16 protein-coding genes are annotated in these 15,685 nt (G+C 41.3%); 11 read left to right on the top strand and 5 right to left on the bottom strand.

Annotation, left to right across the window (positions count from 1 at the left end; genetic code table 11):
- Positions 1-241: 241 nt before the first annotated feature.
- The 8 genes from mtnA to AC0VX7_RS12820 all read left to right on the top strand — a co-directional run bounded on the left by mtnA (position 242) and on the right by AC0VX7_RS12820 (position 7,194).
- Positions 242-1,291, top strand: coding sequence for an S-methyl-5-thioribose-1-phosphate isomerase (gene mtnA / locus AC0VX7_RS12855; protein WP_475424534.1), 1,050 nt, complete (start codon positions 242-244; stop codon positions 1,289-1,291).
- 1,284 nt (positions 1,292-2,575) lie between these two features.
- Positions 2,576-3,097 carry a peroxiredoxin family protein gene (locus AC0VX7_RS12850; protein ID WP_475424533.1) on the top strand — a complete coding sequence of 174 codons (522 nt, stop codon included), beginning with the start codon at positions 2,576-2,578 and terminating at the stop codon, positions 3,095-3,097.
- Between the two features lie 167 nt (positions 3,098-3,264).
- Positions 3,265-3,396: an FbpB family small basic protein gene (locus AC0VX7_RS12845; RefSeq protein WP_475424532.1), complete on the top strand. Its 132-nt coding sequence runs from the start codon at positions 3,265-3,267 to the stop codon at positions 3,394-3,396.
- A gap of 66 nt (positions 3,397-3,462) precedes the next feature.
- The gene (locus tag AC0VX7_RS12840; RefSeq protein WP_079509087.1) at positions 3,463-3,606 is read left to right on the top strand and encodes an acid-soluble spore protein N; all 144 of its coding nucleotides are present in this window, start codon (positions 3,463-3,465) and stop codon (positions 3,604-3,606) included.
- 155 nt (positions 3,607-3,761) lie between these two features.
- Positions 3,762-3,983 carry a small acid-soluble spore protein Tlp gene (gene tlp / locus AC0VX7_RS12835; protein ID WP_475424531.1) on the top strand — a complete coding sequence of 74 codons (222 nt, stop codon included), beginning with the start codon at positions 3,762-3,764 and terminating at the stop codon, positions 3,981-3,983.
- Between the two features lie 117 nt (positions 3,984-4,100).
- Positions 4,101-6,422, top strand: a complete 2,322-nt coding sequence (locus tag AC0VX7_RS12830) for an AAA family ATPase (RefSeq protein WP_475424530.1) — start codon at positions 4,101-4,103, stop codon at positions 6,420-6,422.
- A gap of 30 nt (positions 6,423-6,452) precedes the next feature.
- Positions 6,453-6,896 (top strand): acyl-CoA thioesterase, encoded by a 444-nt coding sequence (locus AC0VX7_RS12825; RefSeq protein ID WP_475424529.1) that lies wholly within the window; start codon positions 6,453-6,455, stop codon positions 6,894-6,896.
- A 1-nt stretch (position 6,897) separates the two neighbouring features.
- The gene (locus AC0VX7_RS12820; protein ID WP_475424528.1) at positions 6,898-7,194 is read left to right on the top strand and encodes a hypothetical protein; all 297 of its coding nucleotides are present in this window, start codon (positions 6,898-6,900) and stop codon (positions 7,192-7,194) included.
- A 28-nt stretch (positions 7,195-7,222) separates the two neighbouring features.
- Here the strand turns inward: AC0VX7_RS12820 and AC0VX7_RS12815 are convergent, their stop codons facing one another.
- From AC0VX7_RS12815 to AC0VX7_RS12800, 4 genes are all read right to left on the bottom strand, one after another.
- A complete protein-coding gene (locus tag AC0VX7_RS12815; RefSeq protein ID WP_023614220.1) occupies positions 7,223-7,516 on the bottom strand; it encodes a HesB/YadR/YfhF family protein in 294 nt (97 codons plus the stop codon).
- A gap of 77 nt (positions 7,517-7,593) precedes the next feature.
- The gene (locus AC0VX7_RS12810) at positions 7,594-8,760 is read right to left on the bottom strand and encodes a CapA family protein (protein WP_475424527.1); all 1,167 of its coding nucleotides are present in this window, start codon (positions 8,758-8,760) and stop codon (positions 7,594-7,596) included.
- A gap of 581 nt (positions 8,761-9,341) precedes the next feature.
- A complete protein-coding gene (locus AC0VX7_RS12805; protein WP_475424526.1) occupies positions 9,342-9,530 on the bottom strand; it encodes a hypothetical protein in 189 nt (62 codons plus the stop codon).
- Positions 9,531-9,635: 105 nt separating this feature from the next.
- Positions 9,636-10,604 carry an ATP-binding protein gene (locus AC0VX7_RS12800; RefSeq protein ID WP_475424525.1) on the bottom strand — a complete coding sequence of 323 codons (969 nt, stop codon included), beginning with the start codon at positions 10,602-10,604 and terminating at the stop codon, positions 9,636-9,638.
- A gap of 229 nt (positions 10,605-10,833) precedes the next feature.
- Between AC0VX7_RS12800 and AC0VX7_RS12795 the strand changes: the two genes are divergently transcribed.
- Entirely contained in the window at positions 10,834-11,673 is an 840-nt protein-coding gene (locus AC0VX7_RS12795) for an STAS domain-containing protein (RefSeq protein ID WP_475424524.1), read from the top strand.
- Positions 11,674-11,814: 141 nt separating this feature from the next.
- On the opposite strand, the gene plsY is transcribed toward AC0VX7_RS12795, so the two are convergent.
- Positions 11,815-12,402, bottom strand: coding sequence for a glycerol-3-phosphate 1-O-acyltransferase PlsY (gene plsY, locus AC0VX7_RS12790; RefSeq protein WP_215035666.1), 588 nt, complete (start codon positions 12,400-12,402; stop codon positions 11,815-11,817).
- Positions 12,403-12,656: 254 nt separating this feature from the next.
- On the opposite strand from plsY, the gene AC0VX7_RS12785 reads away from it, so the two are divergent.
- Both AC0VX7_RS12785 and AC0VX7_RS12780 read left to right on the top strand, forming a co-directional pair.
- Positions 12,657-14,093, top strand: coding sequence for a phospholipase D family protein (locus tag AC0VX7_RS12785; RefSeq protein WP_475424523.1), 1,437 nt, complete (start codon positions 12,657-12,659; stop codon positions 14,091-14,093).
- 219 nt (positions 14,094-14,312) lie between these two features.
- Positions 14,313-15,623, top strand: coding sequence for a purine/pyrimidine permease (locus AC0VX7_RS12780; RefSeq protein WP_475424522.1), 1,311 nt, complete (start codon positions 14,313-14,315; stop codon positions 15,621-15,623).
- Positions 15,624-15,685: the final 62 nt, after the last annotated feature.

The following is a 15,685-nucleotide window of genomic DNA, read 5'->3' as shown; positions in this document are numbered from 1 at the left end:
CATTGGGCGGCCCTCCGTGGCACACGATGTGCTAGACCCGCCAGCCACAGGACGTGGCGTTTTAAGGCGGGCAGCGCTTGTCGGGGCTGAACAAGGCGCTTGCGCTTTTTGTTCGGTGTCTTTTTCCTTGTTGAAGGGTAAAAAATGTCCATAACTATATTTTTCACTTGCTCTGGGGCTTATAATTGATAAAATGATATTTAGTTTCAGAATTGTCTTAAAAGCCAGAAGGAGGATCACCATGGAAGAAACATTTTTACAGTCTGTAAAATATGACGGTGAAAAACTTTATATTTTAGATCAAACTAAACTTCCCCAGGTTACTGAGTTCCTGGAAATCAACAATATTGAAGATGTGTGGGATGCGATTAAACAGCTTAAAGTAAGGGGCGCCCCAGCGATTGGCATTGCCGCTGCTTACGGGCTCGTTCTGGGAATCAAGAATGCCCCTGAAGATGATTTCGATACATTTTATGAATTCTTCAAAGAGAAAGCAGATTATCTTGCTACATCTCGCCCAACGGCAGTCAATTTATTCTGGGCATTGAAAAGAATGGATTCTAGTGCAAAGCAATCAAGCAGTGAGCCTGTAGTTGAAATTAAAAGGCTGTTGGAACAGGAAGCACACGTGATTCGCCAGGAGGATGAGAATGTCTGCAGTTCCATTGGTGAGAATGCTTTGACCTTATTCGAAGATGGTATGACCGTTTTAACGCATTGCAACGCTGGAGGAATTGCCACAGCAAGGTATGGAACTGCGCTCGCACCAATTTATTTGGCTAAGGAACGAGGAATGGATATCAAGGTGTTTGCTGATGAAACCCGTCCATTGCTGCAGGGAGCGCGTCTGACGGCCTGGGAATTAATGCAGGCTGGCATCGATGTTACCCTCATTACTGACAGCATGGCGGCCATGGTCATGCAACAGGGAAAGGTACAAGCAGTCATTGTAGGTTGTGACCGTGTTGCAGCCAACGGAGACGTAGCCAATAAAATTGGAACATATGGCGTCGCTTTATTAGCAAAAGCACACGACATCCCGTTCTATGTCGCCGCGCCACTATCGACAATTGATCTTGAAACAAAAACAGGTGATGAAATACCGATAGAGGAACGAGCAGCAGAGGAAATCACTGCTGGTTTCGGAAAATCCACAGCACCTGAAGGAGTTAAGGTTTTCAATCCAGCCTTTGATGTCACACCACATCACTTAATTACCGCAATCATTACAGAAAAAGGGATCATGCGAGGAAACTACAGCGAAGAATTGCCGCGTTTGTTTGAGAAATAAGCATGTTTGAATGCCAGGGCAGTGACTCCCTGGCATTTTTTATGTATGTCTGCTTTAAAAGTGATCTGTATTTGATATTTAGAATCCTGGCTCAGATTTTGGACGAGGGAGAACCATGTTCATCCATATCAGCGAGCGGGACGTAACTATTTGTCTGAAGGTGACCCAAGTTCGGACAAATCCTCGAGAATGACGGCACGCTTTGTCCGAAGGTGATCCATGTTCGGACAAATCCACGGGAGTAACAGCACGTTTTGTCGAAGGTGACCCATGTTCGGACAAATCAGCGAGTGGGACGGTACTTTTTGTCCGAAGGTGACCCAAGTTCGGACAAATCAGCGGGAGTAACAGCACGTTTTGTCCGAAGGTGACCCAAGTTCGGACAAATCATCGGGAGTAACAGCACGTTTTGTCTGAAGGTGACCCAAGTTCGGACAAATCATCTGTAGTGACGGCAATGTTTGTCTGAAGGTGACCCAAGTTCGGACAAATCCACGGGAGTGACGTTATTTTTTGTCCGAAGGTGACCCAAGTTCGGACAAATCATCGGTAGTGACGGCACGTTTTGTCCGAAGGTGACCCAAGTTCGGACAAATCCACGGGAGTGACGGTACTTTTTGTCCGAAGGTGACCCAAGTTCGGACAAATCATCGGTAGTGACGGTACTATTTGTCCGAAGGTGACCCAAGTTCGGACAAATCATCGGTAGTGACGGCACGTTTTGTCCGAAGGTGACCCAAGTTCGGACAAATCCACGGGAGTGACGGTACTTTTTGTCCGAAGGTGACCCAAGTTCGGACAAATCATCGGTAGTGACGGTACTATTTGTCCGAAGGTGACCCAAGTTCGGACAAATCATCGGTAGTGACGGCAATGTTTGTCTGAAGGCGACCCAAGTTCGGATAAATCCACGGGAGAAACAGTACTTTTTGTCCGAAGGTGACCCATGTTCAGACAAATCATCGGGAGTAACAGCATTTTTTATTCAAAGGTGACCCATGTTCGGACAAATCCACGGGAGAAACAGTACTTTTTGTCCGAAGGTGACCCAAGTTCGGACAAATCAGCGGGAGTAACCGCACTTTTTGTCCGAAGGTGACCCAAGTTCGGACAAATCATCGGGAGTGACGGCATTGCTTGTCTGAAGGAGTTACACAGTGTTCGAACAGCCATAGCCTTTTAATTAAAATTCACATAATCCTCAAATTTTCTCACTTTTCCACTTTCATTATCTTTGTATACTTGGGATATCCTACTTGTAAATAAACCAAAGGGGGTTTTCCTATGGTCAAAAAAGCGATTGCTGCTGGTATTCTTGCTGGTCTGGTTCTGTTTGCCTTATTCCAGCATTTTTATAAAACGGAGGAGCCACAAGCGATTGAAGCTTCAAAAGCAACAACTGGAATCGGTGCCGGAATGGTAGCTCCTACTTTTACACTGAAAAACATTGCTGGTGAAGAGGTAAGCCTGAAAGATTACAGAGGTAAGAAGGTAATGCTGAATTTCTGGGCTACTTGGTGTCCGCCTTGTAAAGAGGAAATGCCGGCGATGGAGCAATTTTATAAAGAGAATTCAAAGGAAGTTGAAATTCTTGCCGTCAATTTGGATCCTCAGAATAATGTTAAGTCGTTTGTAAAGGACAATGAATTAACTTTCCCGATATTACTTGATCAAGATGGAACCACACAGCAAACATACTCAATCATCTCAATTCCTACCACATTCATTATTGATGAGGAGGGGTTGATTCTAAAAAAGCATATCGGTTCCATGACATACGAACAAATGCAAGAACTAATGAAGTGACACCAGTACTGGCTACTGGTGGTTTATTTATGGTAAAAATTGCATGGAAGATACACGAAAATATCGGGTAAGAATAAAATACGATTAAATTTTCAAAAAGTTGTAATAATTGCAACCGTTTCCGGACATAATAACTGTTACAATGATGACAAAGGATGGTGAACACGATGAGAAAACCTAGAAAGCGTTCTTTTCAAGAGCTAGTAATGGAAAACAAACGCCAACTTCTGAATGACCGTGATGCAATCGAGAGGATCGAGACTAAATTAGAGCAAAAACACTTGGGTAAAGCTGAGTAATATCATACATTACCATTTATGAAAACCTCTTCTTTAGGAAAAACTTATTCTAGAGGGGGGATATACATGAGCAATCCTAAAAAGGACAGCAAGCACTATGTTCCAAGCCACCTTGGAACGCAGCCGCGTGGATTCAGTGGCAATAAAGGAAAGAAAATGAATGATAAGTCGGGTGAACATGCCCAGGTAATACAAACTAAAGGTGAATAACCGAATGAATATGCCTGCCGATTGGCGGGCTTTTATTTTTCCGCAGAAAAGTTATCCACTGTTTTCCGCAGAAAAGTTATCCACTGTTTTCCGCTAATAATCAAAGTGTGTAGTCGCATACTATTGATGTACTTTTTAAAAGGAGGTACATGACAATGGCAAATCATACACCAAAGCCAGACGATCGAAGCGATAATGTGGAAAAGCTGCAGTCCATGATCCATCATACGATTGAGAACATGGAGGATGCTGAAGCTGCAATGGTCAATTCGAATCCTGAAGACCAGCAAAGAATCAAGGAAAAAAATGAGCGCCGCCGAGAAAGCATTGATGCCTTTAGGGCTGAAATCAAGGATGAAGCGCACAACCAGCAGTAAATCAGAAAGGACCCGTCAACAGGCGGGTCTTTTTCCGTTTCGCTAAAAATGTGATAATATACGGAATGTGAACTAAGATAACGTGTGTAATTAACTTTAGATAAAGAAGTGATTTGGATGGATCGACAAAAAAAACAAATTCCTATAGATGAACAAATTTTGATATGGGAAGAAGAGATAAATACAAAAGGATATATTCAGGATGAAGCCAGTTTGATCACCGCGGTTAGGATACTGACAAAAAGTGGAGAGAATAAGAAACTGTCTCAAACTCTGACTCTTGCTGCTCAATCGAGGGCCCAACGAAACGGTTATGATTCTCTAGTCCTCGAGTGGCTAAAGACTGCGATTGAACACGACCCAGCAAACAAGAAGGCAAAATCCTTGCTCGCCAGGAATCAATGGAAAAATAAAGGGAACCTTTTTGACCAGCTTGCCTACCCTCGGATCAGGGAAACGGATAATCGGGCATTAAAAAAGAAAACTGCAGAGCAGTATATAGATATTTCACAGCAATTCCTCTCACACGCTGAAGAAGAACTTGATGACCTAACTGCCCAGCATCTTGAAAAAGGGTCTGAAGTTGAGGCGAAGTTTAACAGGCTGACTCATTTGCTGGAAAAGGCTATAGAAGAGACGGCAGCTCTCCTGAAAGCCACAGAGCTATATGAAGAGTCAGTTACCGGGGTTTTCCACACAGCTGTCCATTATGAAGAAATGCAGAAGAGACTTCAAAGCCTCGATGAGATCAGGGTGCAATGGGAAGAAGAGTTTGCGGAGGGTATGGATAGCCAAACACAGTCTGAAATAGATCCGCTGGCTGAACTGAATAAAATGGTAGGACTACAGTCGGTAAAAGAGAGAGTAAATGATTTTTACCGGTTCTTGAAGTATCAGCAAAAACGGAAAGAGCTTGGTCTGCAAACGAAGGATGATCAAAGCTTGAATATGGTTCTGACCGGGAACCCGGGAACAGGAAAAACCTCGTTAGCCCGATTGCTTGCCAAAATATATCATCAGCTTGGAGTATTGCCGCGAGAGGAAATAATTGAGGCTGACCGGTCCCAGCTTGTCGGTGCTTATGTCGGGCAGACAGAAGAAAATGTCAGGAAGGTCGTGGAGCAAGCATTGGGAGGGGTACTGTTTATTGATGAAGCTTACAGTCTTAAGCGAGAAGGCCAGACTGGAAATGACTATGGTCAAACTGCAATCGATACACTAGTGTCCTTAATGACAGGAAATGAGTATGGAGGCAAATTCGCAGTGATCCTTGCTGGTTATCCAGAAGAAATGCGCCTATTTCTTGATGCGAATCCAGGATTAAGATCACGATTCCCTCAATCGAATTTAATCCATCTCCCGGATTATTCGGATGATGAACTCTTGCAAATTGCTGAGCAAGCGGCACAGGATAACGATTATGCCATGACAGAATCAGCGAAACTCGAGCTTAGTGATCGTATTGAAAAGGAAAGAGTCGACGATACCTTCGGAAATGCCAGGACGGTACGCAACCTTGTGTTAGAAGCAATTTTCAAAAAGGGGTCCCGGCCTGCTGAAGAAGATGACTTTTCGACCTATACATTATTGGAAAAAGAAGACTTTGAATCACCTTCGAATCCTTCTGCGGAAAAACCACTAGACAGGTTGAATGCTCTTGTCGGATTAGATACCGTGAAATCAGAGGTTACCTCCCTAATTTCCTTCGTGAGGATGCAGCAGCTGCGAAAGGAAAAGGGATTGCCTGCTGTGCCGATACAGCTTCACTCCGTGTTTACCGGCAATCCGGGAACTGGTAAAACTACTGTCGCAAAGATTTACGCTGAGCTCCTGAAGGAATGCGGTATGCTAAAGCGCGGTCATCTAATTGTCAGCAGCCGGGCGGATTTTGTTGCTGGTTATGTTGGTCAGACAGCCATCAAAACAAAGAAAAAAATCCGTGAGGCACTTGGAGGAGTACTATTCATAGATGAGGCATACTCATTGCTGGGTCAAAGCTCAGGTGATTTTGGCAAGGAAGTAATTGACACTCTTGTCGATGAAATGACAAGGCATAATGAAAACCTTGTGGTAATCCTGGCTGGTTACCCTGCAGAAATGGATATGCTGTTAGAAAGCAATCCTGGCCTCAGGTCTAGGTTCAAGAAGTTTTTCCATTTTCCAGACTATAATGTGAGTGATTTGCTGCTCATCATTAAGAACTACGCTGGAAAGTACCAATATAAGATTAAGGTGGAAGCTGAAGTTTTTTTAACTGCAAAACTCTCAGAAACAGAAATCGATGGAAACGGTCGATTCGCTACTAACTTAGTGGATGAAGCGATTCAGTCTCAGGCATATCGATTGATTGACGGCGAAAATTTTGAGAATTTGGGTGAAGATGTTTTATACTTGGAAAAACAAGACTTTGAAGCGGCTTTAAAAAAGCTGATAGATTAAACTTACAAGAAAAAACAAAGGGGATTACCAATGAAAATTTCTTCTAGGGAGATCGAGGTTAGATATGCGGAAACAGATCAGATGGGGGTCGTGTATCACGCTAATTATCTGGTGTGGATGGAGCTGGGCAGAACTCAATTGATTAAAGAGCTTGGCTTTAATTATGCAGAAATGGAGAAGGATGGAATCATCTCACCTGTTCTTGATATCCAAGCTTCCTATAAAAAACCACTGAGATATGGAGATACAGCTACAATCAAAACCTGGGTGGAGGAATATGATGGCATTCGCTCCGTCTATAAATATGAAATCTTCAATGGTAAGGGCGAGCTTGCTTTGACTGGCAGCTCAAAACATGTCTGTGTTAAAAAGGATAGCTTCCGGCCGATTTCGTTAAAAAGGAGCTACCCCGACTGGCATGAAGCATATCTAAAGGCAATGAAGAAGCCGGAAGATGAAAAGGAGAAAGTCTGAGTTGGCTTTCGGGATAAAGCGTCATGAGCTTGAGGAATGGAAAGCTAAAATCGATAGTGGGGAGGTCGCCTTCCTGACCCACTACTGGATTGATGACCGCTTCCCAGACTGTTTAACTGTTACGAAGGTCGGGTGCAGGGATCTCGAAAAGTTAGCTGAGTGGGGAAGAAAATATGGCTTGCGGCCGGAGTGGATCGACAAAAGGAAGACGGATTATCCTCATTTCGATCTTTTAGGAACGAAGCAAGCTGAAATTTTGAAACAAGAGGGCATTGTGAATCCTCTTTTAAAAGGATAGAAATAAGGCAGACGCTAAATGCGTCTGCCTATTTCTTTTCGAATTTGAAATCAGGTTCCTGGCCAACCGGGTGGAGTTCCACGGTCATATCATGGCCGTCAAAATACCAAATATCTTTCTCTTCAATATAATAGGTGATTCCATTTTTTTCTGTTTTTACGCCAATGTGATCCGGTTCTTCCTTGGAGACACCTAATGAAAAACCTTTCTGAATTGAACTGAAACCGCCATACCGGACAAAAAATCGTAAATAGCTTCCGGATGAAAGGTCCATTTCATTTTCATACCATGCTGCTGCATCATCATTAATTGTAATATTCATATTGTTCTCCTTCCATACCAGATAGACCAATTATAACATAAGCAATGCCCGGTCTTCATGGACCGGGCACTCACACCTTATTCTTTTATAAATTGAGTCATATGATGCATGATCTCATTATATTTATTTTCTGCACCAGCAAGACCGAATTTACCGGCTTCCTGCAAAGGAACCACCTGGTAATTCCTTTGCCTGCTGCTTGAAACAAAGGTCGGGATAAATTCAGGGTTATTTAATACAATTTCATTACCTTCCGGTGTGATGGTTTTAGTTATTTCCACAGTGGCAAGACCGCCAATGTCTTTATAATCCCACATTTGACCTGACAGGAAGTTGCCAAGAGAGTAGACAACTAATGCTTTTCTGCCGTCTGTCGCCGTCAGCCAATCCATAGGCTGAAGAACATGCGGGTGATGGCCAAAGATGATATCAACACCCTCGTCGACGAGAAATTGTGCAAGGTCCTCTTGTTCAGCTGTAGGGAAACGCTGGTATTCATTTCCCCAGTGGATACTCATCACCACAACATCAGACTCTGCTTTAGCGCGATGAATCTCAGCCTTCATTGCTTCTCTGTCAATGAGATTCACGAGATGATCCTTGCCTATAGGGACTGGAATCCCGTTCGTACCATAGGTGTATGATAAATAGGAAACATTAATCCCATTTTTATTCAATATGCGCAATTTTTGCTGGTCTGCATCATCCTTGTATGAACCTACATAAGGGAGCCCAGCAGCTTCCATGTTTTTAATAGAAGCCATCACACCTTTTTCAGACTTATCAAGCGAATGGTTATTTGCATTTGATACAATGTCCACTCCGGCATCTATAAACGCCTCACCAACCTCAACAGGACTATTGAACATAGGATAGCTTGACAGTCCGATTTCCACTCCGCCAAGAAGCGTTTCCTGGTTTGCCAGCAATAGGTCAGGTTCAATTAAATATTCCTTAACATTGCTGAGCATCGGTTTGAAATCATACCCAGGATTCACGAAGGCATCTTCGTAAACCGTATCGTGAATCAGGATATCACCAATTGCTCCTAATTTCACCGTTTCCACAAAACTCTTTCCAGAAACATCATAGCTTCTCTCAAGATGTGATTTTTGAGATTTGACTGTAGCACTTGGTGTTTTTGCCTCGGCTTCATGATACATCTGAAATGTTAATACAGATGCCAAAACACCTAAGCCAGCAAACAAGGCCAGTCCAAAAGGTTTTTTCTTCTTTTTTCTCATATTAATCTCCCCAGATTAGAATGAGGCATTTTTATTTTTAAGCCCCTAAGGATAATATATTATAAGAATGGTGATAAATGTATAAATTTCAGTATGATTTTCATGTTTTTGTCATAATTCGATAAATTATTTGAAAATTATCTTGATAATAATAGCAAGGAGAGGGAGATTGTATATGTTTAAAATTACTGACAGTGCTTATAAAATATTGCTCAAGGCCATCAAAAAGGAAAGTGAAGATGGGGAAAAGCTTTTTGTCCGGCTGACGATGGGGATCGGCTGAGGGGGACCACAGCTTAGAGTTGCTCTGGAGGAGCAGCCATTAACAAATGATCAGATTTTTACATTTGACGAGGTTTCAATCCTGATTCATGAGGGTGATTCCGTTTACTTCGATAATACCAAACTAGATTATCTAAAAGATGTTTTTGGTTCAGGAAAGTTTAAACTCCTTAAAGTGTAACTTGTGATAAGTAAAAATGCGGTTCCTGAGGAACCGCATTTTATTAATGTTTATAGGTATCAGTACATCCTGGGGGACTACTTGTATGCTCGTAAGTTTAAGAGAGAAGGAAACTATACTACCATTCCATTTTTTCCAGGAAATCCATTAGTTCGTTCATATTCTTTATTTTTATTGTAGAAGGATTATTTTTGTCATTGTCATGAATATCAGTCAGAAATTCTACCATAAAATCATCTGGCGACGTTACATCAGCTGTTGTGGTTGTGTACACAAAATTTTCAGCCAGCTTTATAACTTCTTCCATTTCAATCCGCCTTCTTTCTCCTGTTCTTACCTACATTTTACCAGTGAAAGAAGAGGAGAACTGTGTTCAATTTGACAATTTTTCGACTAATCGAAAAGCTAAAATTTAAATAGCGGGGAGGGAAAATTGGAATACGGTCTTAAAGGGTTGAGTGGTAACAGTCATTTCTCCTCCATGATTTTCTATTATTTGCTTGCTGATTACCAGTCCCATACCGGTTCCGTCAGTTTTTGTTGTATAGAATGGAGTGAAGATTTTTTTCAGGGAGTATTCATCAATTCCGTTACCGTTATCTAATACACTAACGTGAATGAATCCACCATTTTCATTCACAACCAATTTTATAGAACCTTTATTCCCTCGATTTCCTTCAACAGCCTCTATGGCATTTTTCAATAAATTGATTAACACCTGTTTGATCGCATTTTCATCTGCCAGTACATACAACTCTTCATCAGGAAGTTCAATATCTATTTCGATATCCTTTAGAATGGACTCGCTTGAAAAAAGCTTGAACATACTTGCAGCTAAGTTGTTAACAGATATCTTCTTTTTCTCAGAGGAGGCAGGTTTCAATACGGAAAGAAATTCAGTCAGTAAGCTATTGGCTCGATTAAGTTCATCAAGAGCTACATCTGCGAACTCCTGCTTGCCGGCTGCCTGAAGCTCCGGCTGGAGTAACTGGATAAAACCCTTGATCGTTGTCAGGGGATTCCTTATTTCATGGGCTAACCCAGCCGCTAAATGGCTCGCTGAAGTGGATTGAAAATCACTAGTGGCTGATTGAATGGCCAGTTGTAGATTCTTTAAGGTTTGCTGTTTTTCAAAAATTTCCTGTTCGAGCTTGAGATTTTTGCTTTCGAGAATTGTTTTTTCTTGATAAAAATCAACCATTGTCAACTCATCCTTCGTAATTGCCAGGTTAAGATATGGGAAAGAGCTTTCGATTGATAAGAAAGTTGGAAATAAAACAGGATTTTCTGGTCCTGTTATGATTAAGCTACTTGCATATGACCGTTTCTTCCCCATTCCCGCACTGAATTGTGAGTGTGGAGAGTACTTCATAGCTTCCATCTGTATCCCTTCTTTTTAAATATACTTTTGAACTGTGTTTGTTTGAAGCAATCTAGATTCGGGTAATTTCATCAGGAATTCACAATCTTTAACCTGGGCAACCTAAATTCGATTTCTTTCGAATGTATATGACATATTCATTTGAATTATACCAGCAAAAGTGTGTATTTTTTTATAAAGAACAAAAAATATTTTAAAAAGAACTTTTTGTGACAAAAGGAGCTATGAGATGGATAGAGCAATTCACGTATTTAAAAATTTCTTGATTGAAAGGGAAGAAAATGTAACAACCAATATATTAAATTCAATTGATAAAAATCAGCCAGAAGCGTACATCAAATTAACACACCAAACAAAAGTCAATTTATATAAAGAACAAATTAAAGAACTAATTCATTTGCTAGAAAGTTTTTTAATAGGGGAATCAGATGACGAGAGAATTAACGATTGGGGAAAACGGGTGAGTGAAGATAAAGTGCGATTAGGTCTTTCGCTTAGTCAATCAGTTCACCATTTTAATAGTATCCGTGGTGCATTGTGGGAAGAACTCTCTGATTTGGCAGATAAAATGAGTGATCTTAGTGCGGGGGAAAGCTTAAGGGTAGGCAATCTCATTAACGACTTCATTGACAATCTGATCCTCACTTTCACGAATTCCTATACTGGACAGGCCAATAAGCGCCTTAGAGCACAGCAGGAGGTCATTGATGAACTAAGCACACCTGTCATTTCCATTGTTGATGGAGTGGCCGTTCTGCCAATCATTGGCGATATTGATACTCATAGAGCAAGGGTTTTGATGGAGCATACCCTGCTTGAAACGAAGAATAAAGAAGTTGACTGCCTGATTATGGATCTATCTGGTGTTTTCATAGTTGATACAATGGTCGCGCAGGAGCTTTTCAAAAGAATAGACAGCCTTAAACTTACTGGAGTGGACGTGAACCTGACAGGTATGCGGCCTGAATTGGCACACTCAGTCGTTACACTTGGCATCAATTTTGATAACGTAAAAATGTATAACAATCTGGGGCAGGCACTAAAGGCCTTTGGGATCGTCCGAAAATAGTAAAGCGCATTCATATTGGTTAGCAGGAAAGTGAAGCGACTGGAACGGTAAATGAACAGCCCAATAGAACAGAGCCTTTAGCTAAAAAAGCCGTCAAACCTAATCAGGGTTTGACGGCTAATTTTTTGCTGTTAACAGATATTAAAGCCACTTGATTTTCGGCTCGGTTTTCTTGCGGATTCTCTCAATATTAGCCCTGTGCCTGTAAATAACGAAGGTAGCCAGGACAGCGACAACCACGATCAACGGAAGGTCCTGTGTAAACAGAGAGTAAATGAACGCTGCTATACCAGTTAGAATCGAAGAAAGAGAAACATACTTTGTTATGTACAAGCTGATGAAAAAGATAATGAGCATGAGTAAGAATAATACCGGTATGTACGCCAGTAAAACACCACCGGAAGTAGCGACCGCTTTGCCGCCTCGAAAACCTGCAAAAACAGGGTACATGTGTCCGATTACAGCAAATACCCCTACTAAAAGCATATGGAGCTCATCAGCATTCAGAAGCAAAGGCAGACTAGCTGCAAGAGTTCCTTTCAGGACGTCAGCAATACTTACTACTAAACCAGCTTTTACCCCCAATGTCCGGAATGTATTTGTACCGCCTAAATTCCCGCTCCCATGTTCACGGATGTCTTTGCCATAAAATGCTTTTCCGATTATGAGTCCAGAAGGTATTGATCCAAGCAAGTAAGCTAGAATAATGATGATTGCGTTTAATGCCATGAAATATTCTCCTTTAAAGATTTTAAGGTTCTTTTATTTTACCATGTTCTCTTAAAAACTCCATGCAAATCTTGAACAAAACTGATTACGGACTTATGGCCAGCTAATTATATAGTATCTTTTCTATTTGCAATAAGATTAAATCCATAACAATTTCAATCATTAATCGTCTTACTTCCTTGCTTGCTAAGTTTATAACTTGTTGAATAAGTGAATAAGTAGGTATATTAATAAAACTTAAGGAGTCCTTCTCTATGAGGATTGTAAAAAGGTTATCGGAAAGAAAACTGTTATTGATTTTAATCATGCTTGCATTAATAGTAATCATAACGGCTGTCTATCATACAAATAAGGATATCCCTGAAGGCTTGTCGTATGAGGGAGAAGTTCATAACGTCAAGGATGTCCGCTTTTTATATGATTTAACCTATAAGGGGACAGATGGTGAAAAAAAGTACGAGCATAAAATATTCGATACGGTATTGAAAAGGATTGAGGAAGCGGAGGATTTCATCGTCCTGGATATGTTTTTATTCAATGGCTATTACAAAGAAGATATGGGTTATCCGGAAATAAGTGAATCCATCGGTGAAAAGCTTATAGCCCAGAAGAAAAAGCATAAGGATCTCACAATTGTGTTCATCACTGATGAAATTAATTTGACATACGGTTCCCACAAATCGGGAATCTTGAAGGAACTCCGTGAAAATGACATAGAAGTGATTTTCACCAATCTAGATCCACTGAGGGATTCCAATCCATTATATACAGGTGTATGGAGGGTGTTTTTCCAGTGGTTTGGGCAATCAGGAGATGGCTGGATTCCAAATCCGATGGCAAAGAATGCTCCGGACGTGACACTGCGTTCCTATCTTGAGCTACTGAACCTTAAGGCTAATCACAGGAAAGTGTTCGTCACTGAGAAAACTGCTATCGTGGCATCCGCGAACCCTCATGATGCAAGCGGCTTCCACTCAAATATAGCCTTTGAAACAAGCGGAAATATAATCGGGGACATTCTAGAATCTGAGCAGGCAGTAATCGATTTCTCTGGAGGAGGAAGCCTTCCTGATTACACACCTGTAGAAGAGAAAGGGGCTATTAAGGTCCAGGTTTTAACGGAAGGGAAAATACTCAAGCATCTCCTGAATGAACTGAAAAAGACAGGAAAGGGAGATCAAATTTGGATAGGGATGTTCTATTTGGCCGAAAGGAAGGTCATCGACGAAATCGACAAGGCAGCCGATCGGGGAGCGAAAATCAAAATTATACTAGATCCAAATACGAATGCGTTTGGTAATCAGAAATCGGGCCTACCCAACATTCCTGTTTCAGAAGAAATTATGGAATTTGGAAGCGAGAATATCGAAATAAAATGGTATAACGCTGGCCAGGAGCAATATCATGCAAAAATGATATTCTTTGACCGTGGTAAAAACAGCGTGATACTCGGAGGGTCTGCCAATTTCACCAGAAGGAATCTCGATGATTTAAACCTTGAAACCAACATGAAGATAACAGCTGCATCTGACAGTCAAGTCATTAAAGATGTTGACCATTATTTTAATAGAATCTGGAATAACGACGGAGCCAGGTTTACACTTGATTATGAAGAAAATAAGGACAAGCTGACTCCTTTTAAATATATTATTTACTGGATTCAGAGGATTTTATGGTTCACAAGCTATTAGCGGCAAGGGCATCCTGAATTGGATGCCTTTTTTTTATTAGGTTGCATGTTAAACCAAATCATACTTCTTATTTACAACATCCTTAAGTACGATATTATTATAGGCGAAGGAAAAAGGATGTCTCCTATAGAATTAGGATAAATATCCTCTCACTTATAAAACATGATTTAATTTCTGCAAATAATTATACCTATTACGCCAAGAAAATGGAGATCTTAAATGAAGACATTATTATCAGCCATACAGTGGATGGCATTTATTATTGCTGGTTCAATCGTTGCTCCAATTGCGATTGCAGATTTATTCCAATTGAATGATTTGGAGACGACAGGTCTTGTTCAGAGGACGATGTTTGTATTGGGTATTTCGGGTCTATTGCAGGCCCTGATCGGGCATCGCATGCCAATTAACGAGGGGCCAGCCGGTCTTTGGTGGGGTGTTTTTACAATATATGCAGGATTAAGTGCGACACTGTTTTCATCAAACATTGAAACTCTGCAGGCTTTAGAAGGAGCAATGATCATCAGCGGAATTGTATTCTTCCTGCTAAGCTTATTCAAGCTTATTGATAAACTGGCAAAGTTGTTTACCCCCGTAGTGAGCGGGATATATTTGCTCTTGCTCGTCATTCAATTAAGCGGCTCATTCCTTAATGGAATGGTGGGACTTGGTGGCGGGAGAACCGAGGTCAGTCTTCCAATCGCTTTTTTCAGCTTTTTCTTGGTTGGCATTACTTTCTATCTGACACGACATCAAATTAAATGGGTCAGCCAGTATGCAATTTTAATTGGCCTGGCCGCTGGCTGGGTGGCTTTTTCAATATTGGACCTGGGAAAAGCGTACGAAGGATACAAAGGAGCAGCAATTGCCATTCCGGAGGTTTTCGCTTTCGGGCAGCCCATCTTCGATTCAGGGTTAATCGTGACTTCCATCTTTATCACATTCCTGTTAATCACCAATATGTTAGCTAGTATAAGGGTTACTGGACAAGTTTTAAAAGATAGGGGATCTGAAAATGCTGATTTCCGCTATCGGGCCAGCGGTTTTACCGCCGGTATCAATCAGCTTCTTGGAGGGATTTTCTCGGCGATTGGGTCTGTCCCCATCTCTGGTGCAGCTGGATTTATCGCAACAACTGGAATTATAAGAATTATGCCTTTTATCATAAGCTCATTGCTGATCATCGTTGCCAGCATGCTGCCGCATGTGATGTCATTGTTCGCGTCACTGCCTGCACCTGTTGGCTATTCAGTCACATTTGTTATATTCGTCAATATGATAGGGATTGCATTTTCGGAATTCGACCGTGAGAACGATAAGAATAGGGTTCGGACCGTCATTGGAACTTCGTTGCTGGCCGGTGTAGGAGCAATGTTTCTTCCGGGAGAAGCTTTCCGCAACGTACCGCCTGTCCTTGTATCCATCCTTAATAATGGTTTAATCCTAGGCACCTTGATTGCCGTTGTCTCTGACCAATTCACATTAATGAAGAAAAGAAGTATGGAAAAACTAGAATCTCGTAGTTTATAAAACGTGTTTTCATACATTATGGGTAGGCAGTTTGGTTTGAGTCTTCATAATTGTGAGATAAA

The sequence above is a fragment of the Mesobacillus sp. QJM3NY_10 genome, from assembly GCF_056173465.1.
Note: the sequence above shows the minus strand (reverse complement) of the source record. Positions and strands in the feature narration are given on the sequence as shown.